This is a genomic window from Bradyrhizobium sp. 21 (genome assembly GCF_023073335.1).
Classification (GTDB): Bacteria; Pseudomonadota; Alphaproteobacteria; order Rhizobiales; family Xanthobacteraceae; genus Bradyrhizobium.
In genome coordinates this window covers 56901-75689 of the sequence record NZ_JADPJG010000015.1, presented here as the reverse complement: position 1 = coordinate 75689, position 18789 = coordinate 56901, and the positions used below count along the sequence as shown (strand labels likewise).

General features: G+C 62.2%; 16 protein-coding genes. 8 read left to right on the top strand and 8 right to left on the bottom strand.

The features are described from left to right. Positions 1-3 precede the first annotated feature (3 nt). The 3 genes from IVB31_RS16475 to IVB31_RS16465 all read left to right on the top strand — a co-directional run bounded on the left by IVB31_RS16475 (position 4) and on the right by IVB31_RS16465 (position 4474). On the top strand, positions 4-2346 hold the full coding sequence (locus IVB31_RS16475; RefSeq protein WP_247324034.1) for a xanthine dehydrogenase family protein molybdopterin-binding subunit: 2343 nt from the start codon (positions 4-6) through the stop codon (positions 2344-2346). Between the two features lie 15 nt (positions 2347-2361). Beyond that, on the top strand, positions 2362-3162 hold the full coding sequence (locus IVB31_RS16470) for a xanthine dehydrogenase family protein subunit M (protein ID WP_247324033.1): 801 nt from the start codon (positions 2362-2364) through the stop codon (positions 3160-3162). 205 nt (positions 3163-3367) lie between these two features. Beyond that, positions 3368-4474: a CaiB/BaiF CoA-transferase family protein gene (locus IVB31_RS16465; RefSeq protein ID WP_247324032.1), complete on the top strand. Its 1107-nt coding sequence runs from the start codon at positions 3368-3370 to the stop codon at positions 4472-4474. Positions 4475-4674: 200 nt separating this feature from the next. Here IVB31_RS16465 and hppD read toward each other — a convergent pair whose 3' ends face one another. Then, the gene (gene hppD, locus IVB31_RS16460; protein ID WP_247324031.1) at positions 4675-5793 is read right to left on the bottom strand and encodes a 4-hydroxyphenylpyruvate dioxygenase; all 1119 of its coding nucleotides are present in this window, start codon (positions 5791-5793) and stop codon (positions 4675-4677) included. 121 nt (positions 5794-5914) lie between these two features. Between hppD and IVB31_RS16455 the strand changes: the two genes are divergently transcribed. Together IVB31_RS16455 and IVB31_RS16450 are read left to right on the top strand one after the other, a co-directional pair. Beyond that, the gene (locus tag IVB31_RS16455) at positions 5915-6394 is read left to right on the top strand and encodes an Lrp/AsnC family transcriptional regulator (protein ID WP_247324030.1); all 480 of its coding nucleotides are present in this window, start codon (positions 5915-5917) and stop codon (positions 6392-6394) included. 73 nt (positions 6395-6467) lie between these two features. Continuing rightward, the gene (locus IVB31_RS16450) at positions 6468-6779 is read left to right on the top strand and encodes a DUF1272 domain-containing protein (RefSeq protein ID WP_247324029.1); all 312 of its coding nucleotides are present in this window, start codon (positions 6468-6470) and stop codon (positions 6777-6779) included. Between the two features lie 75 nt (positions 6780-6854). Here IVB31_RS16450 and IVB31_RS16445 read toward each other — a convergent pair whose 3' ends face one another. The 6 genes from IVB31_RS16445 to IVB31_RS16420 form a co-directional block, all read right to left on the bottom strand. Continuing rightward, positions 6855-8567 carry a metallophosphoesterase gene (locus tag IVB31_RS16445; RefSeq protein WP_247324028.1) on the bottom strand — a complete coding sequence of 571 codons (1713 nt, stop codon included), beginning with the start codon at positions 8565-8567 and terminating at the stop codon, positions 6855-6857. Between the two features lie 294 nt (positions 8568-8861). Beyond that, positions 8862-10133, bottom strand: coding sequence for a fumarylacetoacetase (fahA, locus tag IVB31_RS16440; RefSeq protein ID WP_247324026.1), 1272 nt, complete (start codon positions 10131-10133; stop codon positions 8862-8864). Between the two features lie 127 nt (positions 10134-10260). Beyond that, entirely contained in the window at positions 10261-11607 is a 1347-nt protein-coding gene (gene hmgA / locus IVB31_RS16435; RefSeq protein WP_247324024.1) for a homogentisate 1,2-dioxygenase, read from the bottom strand. Positions 11608-11609: 2 nt separating this feature from the next. After that, positions 11610-12566: an MBL fold metallo-hydrolase gene (locus tag IVB31_RS16430; RefSeq protein ID WP_247324022.1), complete on the bottom strand. Its 957-nt coding sequence runs from the start codon at positions 12564-12566 to the stop codon at positions 11610-11612. Positions 12567-12590: 24 nt separating this feature from the next. Next, positions 12591-12815, bottom strand: coding sequence for a DUF2783 domain-containing protein (locus tag IVB31_RS16425; protein ID WP_247324020.1), 225 nt, complete (start codon positions 12813-12815; stop codon positions 12591-12593). A gap of 8 nt (positions 12816-12823) precedes the next feature. Then, complete coding sequence (locus IVB31_RS16420) at positions 12824-14452, bottom strand: FAD-dependent oxidoreductase (protein ID WP_247324018.1); 1629 nt, start codon at positions 14450-14452, stop codon at positions 12824-12826. Between the two features lie 111 nt (positions 14453-14563). Between IVB31_RS16420 and IVB31_RS16415 the strand changes: the two genes are divergently transcribed. Then, complete coding sequence (locus IVB31_RS16415; protein WP_247324017.1) at positions 14564-15106, top strand: MarR family transcriptional regulator; 543 nt, start codon at positions 14564-14566, stop codon at positions 15104-15106. Here the strand turns inward: IVB31_RS16415 and IVB31_RS16410 are convergent, their stop codons facing one another. Continuing rightward, positions 15107-15913: an N-acyl homoserine lactonase family protein gene (locus IVB31_RS16410; protein ID WP_247324015.1), complete on the bottom strand. Its 807-nt coding sequence runs from the start codon at positions 15911-15913 to the stop codon at positions 15107-15109. Between the two features lie 373 nt (positions 15914-16286). Between IVB31_RS16410 and IVB31_RS16405 the strand changes: the two genes are divergently transcribed. Both IVB31_RS16405 and IVB31_RS16400 read left to right on the top strand, forming a co-directional pair. Next, positions 16287-17837, top strand: a complete 1551-nt coding sequence (locus IVB31_RS16405; protein WP_247324014.1) for a caspase family protein — start codon at positions 16287-16289, stop codon at positions 17835-17837. A gap of 143 nt (positions 17838-17980) precedes the next feature. Beyond that, a complete protein-coding gene (locus IVB31_RS16400; RefSeq protein ID WP_247324012.1) occupies positions 17981-18652 on the top strand; it encodes an OmpA family protein in 672 nt (223 codons plus the stop codon). Positions 18653-18789 lie beyond the last annotated feature (137 nt).

The following is an 18789-nucleotide window of genomic DNA, read 5'->3' as shown; positions in this document are numbered from 1 at the left end:
GACATGGGTGTTGAAGGCATTGGCGCGCGCGTCGTGCGCAAGGAAGACAAGCGTTTCATTACCGGCAAGGGCCGCTACGTCGACGACATCAAATTGCTGGGCATGACCCACGCCCATTTCATCCGCAGCCCGCACGCCCATGCCAAGGTGAAGGGGATCAATTCGGCCGAGGCGCTAAAGATGCCGGGCGTGGTCGCAGTGCTCACCGGGCAAGAGATCGTCGACGACAAGGTCGGCAACCTCATCTGCGGCTGGGCCATCACCTCCAAGGACGGCAGCCCGATGAAGATGGGCGCATGGCCGGCGATGGCGCCGGAGACGGTGCGCTTCGTCGGCCAGGCCGTCGCGGTCGTGATCGCCGAGAGCAAGAATCTCGCTCGTGACGCGGCGGAAGCTGTCGTGGTCGAATACGAGGAACTTCCGGCGGTTGCCGACGTCCACGCCGCGATCAAATCGGGCGCGCCGCAGCTTCACCCCGAAGCCTCCGGCAACCAGGTCTATGACTGGGTGATCGGCGACGAAGGCGCGACGGACGCAGCCTTCGCCAAGGCCGCCAACGTGGTGAAGCTCGATGTCACCAACAACCGCCTCGCGCCGAACGCGATGGAGCCGCGCGCTGCGATCGCGGACTACGACGCGGCGGAAGAGCACTTTACCTTATATACGACGTCGCAGAACCCGCACGTCGCCCGTCTCGTGCTGTCGGCGTTCTACAACATAGCACCTGAGCACAAGCTGCGCGTGATCGCACCCGACGTCGGCGGCGGTTTCGGTTCAAAGATCTTCATTTATCCCGAAGAGATGGTGGCGCTGTGGGCCTCCAAGAAGGTCGGCCGTCCCGTGAAATGGACCGGCGACCGCACCGAGGCCTTCCTCACCGACGCGCACGGCCGCGACCATGTCACCCACGCCGAGATGGCGTTCGACGCCAACAACAAGATCACCGGGCTGAAGGTGAAGACCTACGCCAATTTCGGCGCCTATATGTCGCTGTTCTCGTCGTCGGTGCCGACCTATCTCTACGCGACGCTGCTGTCGGGCCAGTACAACATCCCGGCGATCCACGCCGAGGTGATCGGGGTCTACACCAATACCACCCCGGTCGATGCCTATCGCGGCGCAGGCCGCCCCGAGGCGAGCTACCTCATCGAACGTCTCATGGAGACGGCGGCGCGGCAGTTGAAGGTCGATCCGACCGCGCTGCGCCGGACCAACTTCATCACCCAGTTCCCGCACCAGACACCTGTGATCATGGCCTATGACACCGGCGACTTTAACGCATCGCTCGACGCGGCGATGAAGGCGATCGACTATGACGGCTTCGCAGGCCGCAAGGCCAAGGCGAAGGCCGACGGCAAGCTGCGCGGCATCGGCGTGTCCTGCTACATCGAGGCCTGCGGCATCGCGCCGTCCAAGGCGGTCGGCAGTCTCGGCGCCGGCGTCGGCCTGTGGGAATCGGCCGAGGTGCGCGTCAACCCGGTCGGCACCATTGAGGTCCTCACGGGATCGCACAGCCACGGCCAGGGTCACGAAACCACGTTCTGCCAGCTCGTCGCCGAGCGCCTCGGCGTTCCCATCAGCCAGGTCTCGATCGTCCATGGGGACACCGACAAGGTGCAGTTCGGCATGGGCACCTATGGCTCGCGCTCCGCGGCCGTGGGTCTCACCGCGATCTTGAAGGCGATGGAGAAGATGGAGTCCAAGGCCAAGAAGATCGCCGCGCATGCGCTGGAAGCATCGGAAGGCGACATCGTCATCGAGAACGGCGAGTTCAAGGTGGCGGGGACCGACAAGGCGATCGCCTTCCCGATGGTCGCGCTCGCGGCCTACACCGCCCACAATCTGCCTGACGGGATGGAGCCGGGCCTGAAGGAAAGTGCCTTCTACGACCCGACCAACTTCACCTTCCCCGCTGGTGCGTATATCTGCGAGCTTGAGGTCGATCCCGGCACGGGCAAGACCTCCTTCGTCAACTTCGTCGCGGCCGACGATTTCGGCCGGCTGATCAACCCGATGATCGTCGAAGGGCAGGTCCATGGCGGCCTTGCCCAGGGCATCGGGCAGGCACTGCTCGAGCACGCGATCTACGATGCCAGCGGCCAGCCGATCACGGCCTCGTTCATGGATTACTCCATGCCGCGCGCCGACGATCTGCCCTCGTTCAACCTCTCCCACACCACGACGCTGTGTCCCGGCAATCCGCTCGGCATCAAGGGTTGCGGTGAGGCCGGCGCGATCGGCGCCTCTGCGGCCGTGATCAACGCGATCACGGATGCGATCGGCAAGAACAATCTGGAAATGCCCGCAACCCCGGACCGGGTGTGGCGCACGATCCACGCGGCCTAAAGGGGAGGAACGAAGATGTACCAGACCATTTACCATCGCGCGTCCTCGGTCGACGAAGCCGTCAGCCTGTTCGGCAAGAGCAGCGAGGCCAAATTCCTCGCCGGTGGCCAGACGCTGCTGCCGGTCATGAAGCAGCGCCTCGCAAGCCCCTCAGACGTAATCGACCTCGGCAAGATCAAGGAGCTGCAAGGCGTCGAGCTGTCAGGTGATGTGCTGACCATCAAGGCCGGCACGACCTATTTCGACATCATGCAGAATGCCGATGTGAAGAAGGTGATCCCTGCGATTGCCTATCTCACCTCGGTGCTCGGCGACCCCGCCGTGCGCTATCGCGGCACGATCGGCGGCTCGATCGCGAACAACGATCCCGCCGCGGACTATCCCGCCGCGCTGCTCGCACTCGGTGCCACCGTGAAGACCAACAAGCGGTCGATCTCGGCCGACGACTTCTTCCAGGGCTTGTTCACCACCGCGCTCGAAGACGGCGAGATCATCACCGCCGTGTCCTTCCCTGTCCCGGCGAAGGCAGGCTACGAAAAGATGCGGCACCCTGCGTCTCGATTTGCACTGACCGGTGTGTTCGTCGCGCAGACGAAGTCGGGCGAGATTCGGGTGGCCGCAACCGGCGCCTCGCAGAGCGGCGTGATGCGGGTGCCCGCAATCGAAGCCGCGCTGAAGGGGAACTGGTCGCCATCTGCGATCGATGGCGTGAGCATTTCGGCGAGCAATCTGCTGGCCGACATCCACGGCACGGCCGAGTACCGCGCCAATTTGATCAAGGTGATGGCGCAACGCGCGGTGGCTGCTGCCGGCTAATCATCGCGCTTAGCGCCTCGACACAAATTTTCCGCGGCGCGCACTTCGGTGCGCGCCGTTTATTTTGGCCAAGCGGCATGAAAACCGCTTGCCTCGCTGGCGTGAAGGCGAGAAAAGTTAATCAGTCAATTAACTCGCTCCACAGAGGAACGCCCTGGTGCTTGCCGATCGGCAATAAGCGCCTCGGATCCGAGGAAACAACAACGTGCTCGATCAACCAGCCCGCGGCTCTTCAGTCCGCACCTCCGGCCCGCTGTCGGGCTTCCGCATCGTCGAATTCGCCGGCATCGGACCGGGCCCGTTCGCCTGCATGATGCTGGCCGACATGGGCGCCGAAGTCGTCATGCTCGACCGCGTCGGCGCGAGGAAAAGCATGAAGTCGGTCGCAGGCCGCGGCCGCAAGGTGATCGAGCTCGACCTCAAGGACAAGGCGGCGATCGCGCAAGCGCTCGATCTACTCGCCAATGCCGACGCGCTGGTCGAGGGCTTTCGCCCCGGCGTGATGGAGCGGCTCGGGCTCGGCCCTGATGTGGTGCTCGCGCGCAATCCGAAACTGGTCTACGGCCGCATGACCGGCTGGGGCCAGGAAGGCCCGCTTGCAAACGCAGCCGGCCACGACATCAACTACATCTCCATCACCGGCGCGCTCGCCGCGATCGGCACGAAAGAGGCGCCGGTGCCGCCGCTCAATCTGGTCGGCGATTTCGGCGGCGGCGCGCTCTATCTCGTCGTCGGCGTGCTCGCAGCGCTGCTGGAAGCATCAAAGTCCGGCAAGGGGCAGGTCGTCGATGCCGCGATGTGCGACGGCGCGGCATCACTGATGTCGTTCTTCTTCGACATGACCACGCTCGGCCGCTGGACCGAAGGGCGCAACCAGAACTTCCTCGATGGCGGCGCACATTTCTACGGCGTCTACGAATGCGCCTGCGGCCATTTCGTCTCGATCGGCTCGATCGAGCCGCAGTTCTACGCGCTGCTGCGCGAGCATGCCGGCCTGACCGACGCCGATTTCGACGCGCAGATGGACCGCAAGGCCTGGCCCGCGCTGAAGGCGAAGCTGCAGGCGGTGTTCAAGAGCAAGACGCGCGAGGACTGGTGCAAGATCATGGAAGGCAGCGACATCTGTTTCGCGCCGGTGCTGACCATGTCGGAAGCGACCGAGCATCCGCACATGGTCGCGCGACAGGTGTTTGTCGAGCGCCACGGCGTGAAGCAGCCCGCGCCGGCGCCGCGATTCTCGCGAACGCCGTCGGCGGTGCGCGAGCCCGAGGGAGCGGAGATCGGAGCGGTGACGAAGGCGTGGAAAAGGTAAATTCAACTACCTGGCTACACTCCGCTGTCGCACCGTACTCCGCCGTCGTCCTGGCGAAAGCCAGGACCCATAACCACCGAACGTGGTTCGACGAAGACTCGTGGTTGCCGGTTCACCCCAAACCACTCCCTGGGGTACTGGGTCCTGGCTTTCGCCAGGACGACGGCCGTGATGCAGGATCGGCTCGCGTTCAACGCAGCCTACGCCGCATCCTCCACCTTCAACACCCCACGCCGGATCTGATCCTCCTCGATCGATTCGAACAGGGCCTTGAAATTGCCCTCGCCGAAACCGTCGTCGCCCTTGCGCTGGATGAATTCGAAGAAGATCGGGCCGATCGCGTTGGCCGAGAATATCTGCAGCAACACCTTGGTCTCACCGCCTTCCACGACACCTTCGCCGTCGATCAGGATGCCGTTGGTCTGGAGCCGCGCTATATCCTCGCCATGCTTCGGGAGTCGCGCATCGATCCGCTCGAAATAGGTCTCGGGCGGCGGCGGCATGAACGGCAGGCCGGCTTCGCGCAGGCCCTCGATGGTGCTGTAGATGTCACGGCAGCCGCAGGCGATGTGCTGGATGCCCTCGCCGCGATAGATATTCAGATATTCCTCGATCTGGCCGGAATCGCCGGCGTCCTCGTTGATCGGAATCCGGATCTTGCCGTCAGGGCTGGTCAGCGCGCGCGAGAACAGGCCGGAGGCGCGACCCTCGATGTCGAAGAAGCGGATTTGGCGGAAGTTGAACAGCTTCTCGTAGAAGCCGGTCCACACATCCATGCGACCGCGATGAACGTTGTGGGTGAGGTGATCGAGATAGAACAGGCCGGCGCCGAGCGGCCGCGGATCGCGCGCGTCGAGCCACTCGAACTCGGAATCATAGGCCGAGCCCTTTGCACCGTAGCGATCGACGAAGTAGAGGAGGCTGCCGCCGATGCCCTTGATCGCGGGGACATCGAGCGTCTTCTGCGCCGAGGACACATCGGCGGGTTCCGCACCGAGCGAGATTGCGCGCTCATAGGCCGCGTTCGCATCAACCACGCGAAAGGCCATCGACGGGGCACAGGGGCCGTGCGCGGCGACGAAATCGTGACCGTGGGTGCCGGGCTCGTCGTTGACGAGATAGTTGATGTCGCCCTGGCGATAGACCGTGATCTTCTTGGTTTTGTGGCGCGCCACGGGGGTGTAGCCCATCAGCTTGAACAGCGCGTGCAACTCGTCCGGATGGGGATGCGCGTATTCGACGAACTCGAACCCGTCAGTGCCCATCGGATTGTCGGCGCTGACAGTGGCCGCCGGTGCATCGTGCGGAAACGGACCCATGGTGCTCTCCCAAATTGCTGCTGACCCGAACTATCCTTCATTGCCCGCGCAAGGAGCGTGCAAACGGGACACGATTTGGCTATTGTGTGCACGATCCGTGCATAGGATGGACAACAGACGCATGATTTCGGTAGACGCGTTCGACCTCAAGATCCTGGGCGCGCTCCAGGATGACGGCCGCCTCACCAACCAGGAGCTGGCCGAGCTCGCCGGCCTCTCGGCCTCGCAATGTTCGCGGCGGCGGATGCGGCTGGAGGAGGACAAGGTGATCGCGGGTTATCATGCCGACCTCTCCAGCGAAGCGCTCGGCTTCGGCATGATCGCCTTCATCCAGGTGACGCTGGCAACCCACTCGCCGGACAATTCGAAACGCTTCCGAACGCTGGTCAATCGGATCGACGAGATCCAGGAGGCTTATTCGCTGACGGGCGACGCCGACTATGTGCTGAAAGCGGTGCTGCGCGATCTCAAGGGTCTCTCCAATCTCGTCAACGACGTGCTGATGCCGCACCAGAGCGTGGCGCATGTGCGCTCTTCGATCGTGCTTGATCGGCTCAAGGAAAGCTCACGGCTGCCGCTCAAGGAAATCAAGCCCGGCTGAATTCGAGGGAACTACGGCATTCGCGCGACGCGCACGATCTGCGATGATCCCTGCCAATCCGGGACAATAGGCTATGGCGCTCCAGCTTCGACCGAACTGCGAATATTGCGACCGCGACCTGCCGCCTGATGCAACGGATGCGCGGATCTGCTCCTATGAATGCACGTTCTGTGCGGAATGCGTGGAGACGAAGCTGTCCAACGTCTGCCCGAACTGCGGCGGCGGCTTTGCGCCGCGTCCGATCAGGCCGACCCAGGAATGGCGGCCGGGCCTGTGCACGACGAAGCAGGCGCCGTCGGACAAGAGGGTGCATCTGAAGTACAGCGTGGAGGATGTCGCGGCGCATTGCGCGAGGATCAAGAGAATTCAACCCGAAAAGCGCTAGGCGCGCGCTCTGGTCCGATCTGGGCGGGCAGTTGTTTGCTTCAGCCTTGCTGGGCCTTGCAAAGCTATCGCTACCTTATTTCGTCTTTCTAACGGCTGGATACCACTGCACCAGATAGCCTTGTCCAGGTAAATGGCCGCCTTCGCTCTCGATGGTCTCGAAACTTAGAAGCCCATCCGGACCGGGCTGCAAATCCGGGAAGCCGCCGATGGGCTGAAATTCGTACTCAAAGCCCTCAGCCTTCTCAATGAATATCTTGACTTGATCTATGAAGCGCCCGAGCGCGAAGTACCAGACGCCATTGTCCATTTCCAACATCCGATATTGATACTCGACGACCGCGGTCTGCGGCGAAATCTGAGACGCCCCTGCAATTCTGTTATTTAGAATCTTGTCCCGTTTCTGCGTTTTCGGCTTGGGGGACATTTTCACGACGGAAAATGCGCGATCGCGAATATCTTTGGAGGGATGATTTTCCACCCGCTTATTTGTGATAGTTCTAAATTCGAAGAGTTCCGCAGGCCCCGGATAGAGTTCGATTCGGTAACGTACGGTGGCGTCTATAAAGTCCCCCTCTGGTAGGCTCAAGGACCGGTGCTTAAGTGTTATTTCCGCCTTTTTTCCCGCGCGCTTCGAATGGAATGGTTTAAATCGACGCAAGGCGTGGAAGATATACTTCGAATTTTGCGACAGTAGCTTCTTTTGAATCAGAAAGCGGGCGACTCCATCAGGCCAGTATCTATCATCCGTGGCCCAACAATCGCGTTCCTCCATCCACCGTCTATGATGGATCGCACCTTCGCCGGTGGTGCAATTCAAAAGACCGAAATTGAATGCATTTGTGTATCTTGGATTGATCGGCGATCTGCCCGCGTATGCTGATCCAGCCGGGACAAACTTGATGTCACCGAAATTGCCTGAGACCGAACTAAATCTCGGCAAATGCTCGTGTCCGTACAGAACAAGATCGAAATTCGAGGAGATCAATTGCTCGAGGACAGCTTGCTCGTCTTCGTGCACCCAGCTCAAGGGATGGTGCATCACGAGCATCCTGAAGTCGGTGTGCCTCAGTCGCGAGATTGCATCGCGGAGTTGCCTTTCGGTAATGGCAAGCGTGCCATAGTCCCAGTAAGGATGATCGGCAACCTCTCCCTTAGCACGGATCGCGTGACGCCCACAGCAGACAGCTGTGTTGATGGTTGCTATACCTAGCTTGCTTGCGCCCCGCTCTAGAATAAACGAGTGAACCAAATCACCATCTGGATATGGCCAGCCATTCTCCTTGGAGAAACTGTAGAAACTCTGAAACGGAGACAGCATCATTGGAGACTTCTTCTTATCGTAGAGCAGATCCCCAAGCTGCTTCTGACGCTCCGGCGCCTTAGACGACAACAGCTTTTCCCAATCGGGCGGAATCTCGGAAGTCTTGTCGCGCTCTAAATCGTGGTTTCCCGGCGCAAAAACAAATTTGGCTCGCTCTCCAAGAAGCTTTCGAATTGGATCGATTAAGGTTTTTCTTGCGAGAGCATACTCTGTAGCTTTTCCGGAAAAGGCTACGTCGCCGCTAAAGATTACGAGATCGATGTCCGAGAGTTGGGGATCGAAGCTACTTCTTGCGCGAATATCTTCCAACATCCCCTGCAATAAGACGCTGCGATCGAAATCGGGGAGGCCTTGATGCCAATCCGAAATGTGCAACCAAGCGAGGCCGCTCTTTGATTCACGTGAGGCCCCTAAAACGCCATTTTTCGCCTTGTTAACTTTTTTCTGAGAGTGTGGCTTCGGCACAATTGTAATCCTGCCTGTGAGTATTATTCTGTTCTAATGTTTGCTTTGCACGGCAACGAGGTTGTGTGAGCAATCAAGGGTTGATTGGAAGGTTCCATGCTCGATATTAGCGGTCAAGTCCTCGGCGAAAAGTAATTAGATTTAAACGACTTATGCTGCATTGCAGGCTAGCTCGCGGTTCTGTTAATTGCGAGGCAAGTGGTACTATCGCACCTCATAGATTGAAGCTGTTGCATTTGTTTGCGATGCACCTGCCCTTCCCTTGGGCAACGGAGCAATTTCTACGGCGGTATCCTACTCCGCCGCCAAGATCGTCCCCTCGACCTCACCGAAACCAACGCGATACCCGTTGCCTTGGCACCAGCCGCGCATCACGAGGCTGTCGCCGTCTTCCAGGAACGACCGCTTGGCCCCGCCGGGCAATTCGAGCGGCTCGGTGCCATTCCAGCTGATTTCCAAAAGACTGCCGCGCTGGTTCTTCTCCGGGCCGGAGATGGTGCCGCTGCCCAGGAGATCGCCGACATTCATGGCGCAGCCGGAGGAGGCGTGGTGCATCAGCTGCTGCACCGAGGACCAGTACATGTATTTGAAGTTGGTGCGGCTGATGCCGGCAGGCGCATTGGCGCCGGCGACACGCAGGGAGACGTCGAGCTCCAGATCATAATTCTGCGGCTCCGCCTGCTTGAGATAGTCGAGCGGCACCGGCTCCTGCTCCGGCCCCTTCAGCCGGAACGGCTCGAGCGCCTCGCGCGTCACCACCCACGGACTGATTGACGTCGCAAACGCTTTCGCCAGGAACGGGCCGAGCGGCACATATTCCCATTGCTGGATGTCGCGCGCGCTCCAGTCGTTGAGCAGCACGAAGCCGAAGATCATCTCCTCGGCCTGCTGCTCGCTGAGCATGCCGCCCATGGCTGAGGGCTGGCCCACCACGACGCCCATCTCCAGCTCGAAATCGAGCCGCTTGCACGGGGCGAAGCTGGGCACCTCGACGTTCGGCGGCTTCAGCTGCCCGCGCGGGCGCTTCACCTTGGTGCCGGAGACCACGACGGTGGATGCCCGCCCATTGTAGCCGATCGGCATATGCAGCCAGTTCGGCTGCAGCGCATTGTCCTTGCCGCGGAACATCACCCCGACATTGGTGGCGTGCTCTTTGGAGGAATAAAAGTCCGTGTAGCCGGACACAGCGAACGGCAGATGCAGCTGCGCTTCGCGCATCGGTACCAGCGCCTGCTGACGCAGCTCCTCGTTGTCGCGCAGCTCCGCATGATCGTGACGCAACAGCTCGCTGATCCGCACCCGCGTCTTGGCCCAGACCTTTGGTCCCAGCGCCATGAAGGAATTGAGCGAGGATCCCGAGAACACGCCGAGCGGGCCGACATCGAGCCGCGAATCCTGCTCGAGCTCCCAGAGATCGAGCACGTAATTGCCGATCGCAACGCCGACCCGCGGCGTCGGATTGGCCGCGGTCGAGAACACGCCATAGGGCAGGTTCTGGATCGGGAAGTCGGAGGCGGGATCAACGTCGATGAAGGAGCGGAGGCTGGGGTCGTTGGGGTGGGGCAAATGACTCTCCGAGATTGAGACCGTCATAGCCGGGGTTGTCCCGGCCATCTACGAACTTTCTTCTGCGCTTCAACACGTGGATGCCCGGGACAAGCCCGGGCATGACGGAGGGTAGTGGGCGGGAATGCTACCGCCGGTTCGGATCGAACCGCTTCTCTAGTCCCTTCCAGCAATCCGCGTAATCGTCCTGGAGCGTCGAGGCGTTCGCGGCGTGCGCCGTCACGCGCTGCGGGTAGCGGGTCTCGAACATGAAGGCCATGGTGCCCGTGAGCTTCACCGGCTTCAGCTCCCCATTGCTGGCGTGCTCGAAGGCGTCGCGGTCAGGCCCGTGCGGCAACATGCAATTGTGCAGCGAGACGCCGCCCGGCACGAAACCTTGCGGCTTGGCGTCGTAGACGCCGTAGATCAGGCCCATGAACTCGCTCATGATGTTCATGTGATACCAAGGCGGCCGGAAGGTGTTGTCGGCGACCAACCAGCGCTCCGGGAAGATGACGAAATCGATATTCGCAGTGCCCGCGGTCTCCGAAGGCGAGGTCAGCACGGTGAAGATCGAGGGATCGGGATGATCGAAACCGATCGCGCCTACGGGAGAAAAGGTGCGCAGATCGTATTTGTAGGGCGCGTAATTGCCGTGCCAGGCGACGACGTCGATCGGCGAATGGGCGAGCTGCGTCTTGAACAGTGCGCCGCCCCATTTCACGAACAGCTCGGTCGGCGTGTCCTTGTCCTCGTAATGCGCGACCGGCGTGAGGAAGTCGCGCGCATTGGCGAGGCAGTTGGCACCGATCGGCCCGCGCTCCGGCAGCGTGAAGGCGCCGCCGTAATTCTCGCAGAGATAGCCGCGCGCCGGCCCGTTCGGAATCTCGACGCGGAACTTGACCCCGCGCGGGATCACGACGATCTCGCCGGGCTCGGCGTCGATGCGACCGAACTCGGTCACGATGCGAAGATTGCCCTGCTGGAGCACGAACATCAGCTCGCCGTCGGCATTGTAGAAGTGCTGGTCTACCATCGATTGGGTGATGAGGTAGACATGCGCGGCCATGCCGGCCTGCGTGTTGACGTCACCCGCGGTCGTCATCGTCTGCACGCCCTGAAGGAAGGTCGTATCCTCCTTCGGGATCGGCGCCGGGTCCCAGCGCAGTTGCGCGATCGGCAGATCGTATTCATGGCATGGCGCCGAGCGCCACAGGCCGGAATCGGCCTTCTCGAAACGGCCCGAATGCTTGACCGACGGACGAATGCGATAGAGCCATGAGCGCTCATTTCTGCCGCGCGGCGCGGTGAAGGGCGAGCCGGAGAGCTGCTCGGCATAGAGGCCGTAGGCGCAGCGCTGCGGCGAGTTGCGGCCGATCGGCAGCGCACCGGGCAGAGCCTCGGTCTCAAAGCTGTTGCCGAAGCCGGACATGTAGCCCGGGGTGACCTGCGCCGAGCTGCGGATGATCTGATCGGGCGAGGTATTGATGTTCATGGCTATCCTGCTCCTTGCAAATTCGCCCACATCTCCTGGTCGCGCTTGTCGGTCCAGATCACGGGATCGTCGATGCCCGAGGCCTCATCATAGGCGCGCGAGACGTTGAAGGGCAGGCAGTGCTCGTAGATGGCGAAGCTCGAAAATTTCGGATCCATCACTTCGCGCGTGGCCGCCATCGATTCCTTCAGAGTGCGGCCCTTGGCGACCGAGATTTCTGCGGCGCCATAGAGCGAGGTGACGAAGTCGCGCGTCATCGCGATGGCCTCGCGCACGGTGGCGACGCCGTTGAGCGCATCACCGCGGCCCGGCGCGATCGCCTTGGGATTGAAGTTGCGGATCTCGTTCAGCGTCAGCGGCCACTCACGCAGATGCGCATCGCCGCAATAGCAGGCCGAATGATATTCGATGAGATCGCCGGAGAACATCACCTCGGCATCCGGCACCCAGGCGACGATATCGCCGGAGGTGTGGCCGGCGCCGAGTTGCATCAGGCGCACCTCGCGCTTGCCGAGATAGATCGACATCTCGCCTTCGAACGTGAGCGTCGGCCAGGTCAGGCCGGGAATGCTCTCGGCATCCTGAAACAGACGCGGGAAGCGGCCGTATTCGGAATCCCAATCCTGCTGTCCACGCTCCTCGATCAGCCGATAGGTTTCCTGCGAAGCGACGATGCCTTGCGCTTTGTAGGCGGAGGCACCGAGCACGCGCACGGCGTGATAATGCGACAGCACCACATATTTGATCGGCTTGTCGGTGACGGTCTTGACGCGCTCGATCACCTTGTTGGCCATCGCCGGCGTCGACTGCGCGTCGAACACCAGACAGCCGTCGTCGCCGACGATGATAGCCGTGTTCGGATCGCCCTCCGCGGTGAAGGCGTAGAGATCGGTGCCGATCTCGGAGAAGGTGATTGTCTTCTCGGAGAGATCGCCAGTGGATGCGAAGTTCTTCGCCATCAGTTCATCCTTTGAGTCACAGGGCTATTGTTGTTGCTGTTGCTGTTGCTGGCCGTCGATCATGCGGCGTTTGGCGAGCCCGATCGCCTCGCGCAGCACGTCGATGTCGCCGATATGGTTGGCGAGGATCAGCACCAGGGCCGCATCGAAATCGGCGCTCTGCTCGTCGGTGAAGCCACGATGCGCTTCGACAATGGCGCGAAAGGCATCGTCGGGTCGCCCGAAATTGGAGCTGGTGGAAAGCGGCATGCGAGACCTCAATTCAAACCCTTCTCAATTCCTTGGGCCCGGGCCAATGCTGTCGCGATCGCCGCGCGCGTCGGATGGCGAAAGCGTGCCGCGACGTAACCATCAGGCCTGAGCAGATAGGCCGCGCCCGGCTCGGCGTCGTAGCGCTTTGCAACAAGGCCCGAGGGACCCGCGAGCCCGCCCTCGCCGCCGATGCGGATATCCCTGACACCATCCGGCGCATCGATCGCACCGCCATCGCTGAACGACAGCAAGGTGAAGTCCGTTCCACCCTTGCGGAACGCATCCGTCAGATAGGCCTGCTCCGCAATTGGCGCGTCGAGCATGGAACAGCCGGGAGACGGTCCGCCGCGCCACGCTTCCGTATCGGGCGATGACAGTGGCGACTCATAACTGCACGGCACCGAGAGCCGTCCGCCGTTGACCATGCGCTTGCCGAACTCGGTTTCCTTGGCCAGCGACAGCACCGCCTTGCGCAGGCGCGCCTCCTGATGCGAGTTCGGCGCCATGAAATCGGTCGAGCGGGTGGACTCGCGAATATTCTCGTCGGCAGCTCCGCTGCGCTCGACATGGTAGCTTTCGAGCAGGCTCGCAGGCGAAGTCCCACGCAGCACGCGGTCGAGCTTCCAGGAGAGGTTTTCGGCGTCTTCGAGTCCCGAGTTTGCGCCGCGCGCGCCGAAGGGCGAGACCTGATGCGCGGAATCGCCCGCAAAAACCACGCGACCATGGAGAAAGCGATCCATCCGCCGGCACTGGAATTTGTAGAGTGAGATCCACTCGAACTCGAACTTGTCGTGCCCGAGCATGCGCGCGATCCGCGGCCGCACGTTCTCGGGCTTCTTTTCGGTGAGAGGATCGGCGTCGCGGCTGAGCTGGAGATCGATGCGCCAGACGTCGTCGGGCTGCCGGTGCAGCAGCGCCGAACGTCCGGCATGAAACGGCGGATCGAACCAGAACCAGCGCTCGGTCGGGAACTCCGCGGTCATCTTGACGTCGGCGATCAAAAACTGATCCTCGAACACCTGGCCTGCGAAGTCGGCGCCGACCATCTGCCGCAGCGAGGAGCGCGCGCCATCGCAGGCGACGACATATTGCGCATGCAGTCGATAGGCCCCCTCCGGCGTCTCGATCGTCAGCGCAACGGAATCGTTGCGGCTCTCCAGCGCCGTCACCTTGTTGCGCCAGCGCAGGTTGATATCTGGCAGATCGCTGATGCGATCGACCAGATACGCCTCGGCGTAATATTGCTGGAGGTTGATGAAGGCGGGCCGCTTGTGGCCGTCCTCCGGCAGCAGGTTGAACTGGTAGAGCTGTGACTCGCCATGGAAAATGCGGCCAACGCTCCAAACCACGCCTTTCTCGACCATGCGGTCGCCGACGCCGAGCCGGTCCCAATATTCCAGTGAACGTTTCGAGAAGCAGATCGCACGGGAGCCCTCGCCGATGCGGTCGGCATCATCCAGGAGTACGACGCGCTGGCCGCGTTGGGCGAGATCAATTGCCAGCGACAGCCCGACCGGACCAGCACCAACGATCACGACCGGATGCTCGGCCGGGCCCTGGCCGGGACGATCCTGATCGGAATGGCGGCGATAGCCGAACTGGGTTTTGGCCTGCTGGGTCTTGGCTTGCGCCATGCGCTAACCTCGGCTCTGGTCAGGAGAGGACTGATCTGCTAGATAGTCTCACGTGCAACTATTTTGGACCGGGGACCGGCCGGCCGTCAACTGGAATTCGGAGCGCTCTCCTTGGCGAGGACATCCAGCGACATCGCGCTGAAGACACGCGAGGCCGACGAGGCTTCACCGCTGCCAAAAACACGGCTCGACCTGTTCAAGTTCGTGCCGTTCCGCCTCAACCGCCTCGCGGCGGAAGTCAGTGCCGCGCTTTCGCTCGAATATCAGGAGCGCCACGGTCTCGACATCCCGGCTTGGCGCGTGATTGCGACGCTAGGGTTCCGCAACGATGCCTGCAGCGCGCAGTATGTCTCACAATGCACCCGTACGCACAAATCCACCATCAGCCGCGCGGTGACCACGCTGCTTAATGCGGAGCTGATCGAGCGGGTCGAGAACGAAGCCGACCGCCGCGAATTTCGCCTGCAACTGACGAAGAAGGGCCGCGCGCTCTACGAGGAGCTGTTCCCGCAATTGCTGCGCCGGGAAGACGAGATCCTCGCCTGCCTCACCGCGCAGGAGCGCAAACAGCTCTCGGCCCTGCTCGGCAAGATCGAACAGAGCCTCGACCTAATCCAGACCAGCGAAGAGGCCGACGCCAAGCAGGCGTATTGATCACTTCGCAAACGACCGCGACGGCGGCAAATGCAGCGCCCAGGCATCGACCTTGTCGCTGGCGCGCGGATAGATCTCGGTCACAACAGGATCGTGGCCGGGAATGTAGCGGTCGGGATGGCCGGCGAGACGCTCGATCGTCTCCCAGCCCTGCGCCATGTCGCCGATGTTGTAGACGATCGGAAACGGGCTCCTGCGCTGGATATTGGCGTAGTAATGCGCGGCATCGGACGCCAGCACCACGGGCCCGCGCGCGGTCTCGACCTTGACCACTTGCAAGCCGTCCGAATGGCCGCCGACGCGGTGCACGGTGACGCCGGGCGCGACCTCGCCGTCGCCGGAATAGAAATTGACGCGCTCGCCATAGACATGACGCACCATCTGCGTGACGTGCTCGACCGAGAATGGATGTCGCAGCAGTCCGTTGCACATGCAGCGCCCCGTCGCGTAGGCCATCTCGCGCTCCTGGAGATGGAAGCGCGCGTTCGGGAAACGGTCGAGATTGCCGGCGTGGTCATAATGGAGATGTGTCACGATGATGTCGGCAATTGCCGACGCCGCGACGCCAAAGCGCTCGAGCGCATCGACCGGATTGAGCGTCAGCTTGCGCGCCCGCGCGCTCGCCTCCTCGGCATTGAAGCCGGTATCGACCAGGATGTCGCGGCCGCCGCCGCGGACCAGCCAGACGAAATAGTCGAGATCCTGCGCCGCGCTGTCATGGGGGTCGGGCGCCAGGAAGTTCATGTTGGGCGTGCGCGGCGACATCGTCGCATAGCGCAGTGCATAGATCTCGTAGGCGTTTCCCATGGCTTTGATCTTGCTCTTTTTCTGGGGGGACCTCCAGGGCGATCGATCGCACCAAGCCATTGTCCGCCGCAAAGGTCAAACACCGGGGGCTGCGAGGGACGCCGGCCCGCAATGTGAGTCCAATCACATTGTTGTCGCCATGACTGCCCTAATATGCATTCGTAATGGCAACCAGACTGTGTCGAGTATAATCGTGACCGCCGGTTTATTCCCTTCGCCACCTGCCCAAGCGTCGCGGTCAATTGTCGCGATAGCGCCGAATCTGCAAGCGGTTGACGCCCCCCTTCCCCGGTTTGATAATGCACATTGCGTAAGTTAAGGTCGCCGCGGCGCAAGCTGGGAACGGCGCCTTTTTGGCTGGACCGCGCTTATTATGAAAATTCGCTTGCTTTTCCTTCTGCCCTTGCTCGTCACGCTTATCCCGACCGCTCCGTCGCTTGCGGCCGGCGAGCGCTTTGCGCTGGTCATCGGCAACGCCAAATACCCGGATGCCGACGCTCCGCTGAAGGAACCGCTCAACGACGCGCGCGACGTCGCCGACGAGCTCAAGCGCGACGGCTTTTCCGTCGAGATCAATGAGAACCTGACCGGCGACGGCATGCGCCGCGCCTTCGACAAGCTGTACAGCAAGATCAAACCGGGCTCGGTGGCACTGGTGTTCTATAGCGGCTTCGGCATCCAGTCGGCGCGGCAGAGCTATTTGCTGCCGATCGATGCGCAGATCTGGACCGAATCCGACGTACGCCGCGACGGCATCAGCCTCGAGACCGTACTGGGAGAGCTCAACACCCGCGGCGCCGGCGTCAAGATCGCGCTCATCGATGCCTCCAGACGCAACCCGTTCGAGCGCCGGTTCCGCAGCTTCTCGGCCGGCCTCACCCCCGTCATCGCGCCGAATGGCACGCTGGTGATGTATTCGGCGGCGCTGGCCTCGGTGGTGTCGGATGCCGGCGGCGAGCACAGCCTGTTCGTCCAGGAACTCCTGAAGGAAATCCGCGTGCCCGACCTGATGGCCGAGGAGACGCTGAACCGCACCAAGATGGGCGTCACCCGCGCCTCGCGGGGCGAGCAGGTGCCGTGGATCTCCTCTTCACTGGCCGAAGATTTCTCGTTCATTCCGGGGGCCGGCGGCTCGCGTCCGACAACGGCACCGCCACCCGCGCCTCCCGCTCCGCCGCCGGTCGTCGCCAACAACCCACCGCTGGCGCCACCCGCACCGCCATCGCCGCCTCCGCCGCCGAAGCCGGCCGACAACGCTGCGGCTCCTGCTCCCGTGCCTGCACCCGTTCTGCCTCCTGTGCATGCACCCGTTCTGCCGCCGAAACCGCAGGTCGATGCTGCCTTGCCGCCGGCGCCACCGCCGGTGATACCGGCCGACCCCGCCCCCGGTCCGAGCATGGATAGCGGGCCAAGTGCGGCCGCCCTGGCGGAGGATCCCACCATCAAGGGCCTGACGGCCAAGATCGCGGCCAATCCGGACGACGTGAACGCGCTTTACCGGCGCGGCCAGGTCTATGCCAGCAAGGGCGCCTATAGCCTCGCCATCAAGGATTTTGACGAGACGCTCCGGATCAACCCGAAGGACGTCGAGGCTCTGAACAACCGTTGCTGGACCCGCGCCGTGGTCGGCGACCTCCAGGGCGCGCTGAAGGATTGCAACGAGGCGCTGCGGCTGAGGCCGAACTTCGTCGATGCGCTGGACAGCCGGGGGCTGGTCAATGTGAAGTCGGGAGCGGTCAAGAACGCCATCGCCGATTTCGACGCGGCCCTGAGGATCAATCCGCGCCTGACCTCCTCGTTGTTCGGACGCGGGATCGCCAAGCAGCGCAACGGCTCTGCCCAGGAAGGTGCGCTCGACATCGCCAATGCCAAGGCGATGGATCCGAACATTGTTCAGGAATTCGCAAGCTACGGAGTGCGTTGATATTTTTTTGAATCGGGGCCGATGTGTCTCGAACCCTGGATGGCCTCGCGAAGACTAATCGAACGGATGCCGCAGGCCGCCTTTCGGGGGCTTATTGCAAGAATTTGGAACCGCGCTAGCTGGCTGCGCAGGAGGGACTTGCTATGAGATTGGCTGCAAAGGGACTTACCGCAATCCTGTCCATCATCACCGTCGGCGCCGCGCTGTCGCTGACGACCCCGCTCGCATTCGCGGGCGACGACGGCAACAGCAAGAACGTCACCGAGGACGAGATCGTCCGCGCGCTGGCGCCGCCGCCGAAAAAGCCGCTCACCCGCGGCCTCTCGATCGCGCCGCAGGCCGATCCCGCGCCGAACGTAGCGGAAACCAAGCTGATCCAGTCCGTGCGCGGCCGCTCGACACGTTCGCTATCGTCGACCGAGCGTGAAGAAATCGCCTCGGTGGCGAAGGACAAGCCGAACATCGATCTGGAAATCACGTTCGACTACAATTCCGCCAATATCAGCACCAAGTCGCTTGCCTCGGTCCAGGCGCTCGGCCGGGCGCTGACCAGCCCCGACCTGAAAGGCTCGACATTCGTGGTCGCCGGCCACACCGACGCCGCCGGCGGCGAGGGCTACAACCAGGACCTGTCGGAGCGCCGCGCAGATTCGATCAAGCGCTACCTGGTCGAGAAGTACAGCATCTCCGCGACCGACCTCGTCACCGTCGGCTACGGCAAGAGCAAGCTGAAGGACCCGAGCCAGCCGATGGCGGAGGTCAATCGTCGCGTGCAGGTCGTCAACATGGAAAACAAGACCACCGCATCGAAGTGACCACGACGTAATCCTTTGAAGTGACAAGTCGTGATGTGGTGTAAAGTCCCGCTTCCAGAGCGCGTCCCGCAGCCTTGCGGGACGCAGCTTTATTGCAGGGAAACGCTCTCGATGGGCCGCGTGCGGATGGCCGTGAG

Bases quoted from the DNA above. Each gene is read 5' to 3' on its own strand.
- IVB31_RS16475 (WP_247324034.1), top strand. From the start codon at position 4: ATGGGTGTTGAAGGCATTGGCGCGCGCGTCGTGCGCAAGGAAGACAAG.
- IVB31_RS16470 (WP_247324033.1), top strand. From the start codon at position 2,362: ATGTACCAGACCATTTACCATCGCGCGTCCTCGGTCGACGAAGCCGTC.
- hppD (WP_247324031.1), bottom strand. From the start codon at position 5,793: ATGGGTCCGTTTCCGCACGATGCACCGGCGGCCACTGTCAGCGCCGAC.
- IVB31_RS16455 (WP_247324030.1), top strand. From the start codon at position 5,915: ATGATTTCGGTAGACGCGTTCGACCTCAAGATCCTGGGCGCGCTCCAG.
- IVB31_RS16450 (WP_247324029.1), top strand. From the start codon at position 6,468: ATGGCGCTCCAGCTTCGACCGAACTGCGAATATTGCGACCGCGACCTG.
- hmgA (WP_247324024.1), bottom strand. From the start codon at position 11,607: ATGAACATCAATACCTCGCCCGATCAGATCATCCGCAGCTCGGCGCAG.
- IVB31_RS16430 (WP_247324022.1), bottom strand. From the start codon at position 12,566: ATGGCGAAGAACTTCGCATCCACTGGCGATCTCTCCGAGAAGACAATC.
- IVB31_RS16425 (WP_247324020.1), bottom strand. From the start codon at position 12,815: ATGCCGCTTTCCACCAGCTCCAATTTCGGGCGACCCGACGATGCCTTT.
- IVB31_RS16420 (WP_247324018.1), bottom strand. From the start codon at position 14,452: ATGGCGCAAGCCAAGACCCAGCAGGCCAAAACCCAGTTCGGCTATCGC.
- IVB31_RS16410 (WP_247324015.1), bottom strand. From the start codon at position 15,913: ATGGGAAACGCCTACGAGATCTATGCACTGCGCTATGCGACGATGTCG.
- IVB31_RS16405 (WP_247324014.1), top strand. From the start codon at position 16,287: ATGAAAATTCGCTTGCTTTTCCTTCTGCCCTTGCTCGTCACGCTTATC.
- IVB31_RS16400 (WP_247324012.1), top strand. From the start codon at position 17,981: ATGAGATTGGCTGCAAAGGGACTTACCGCAATCCTGTCCATCATCACC.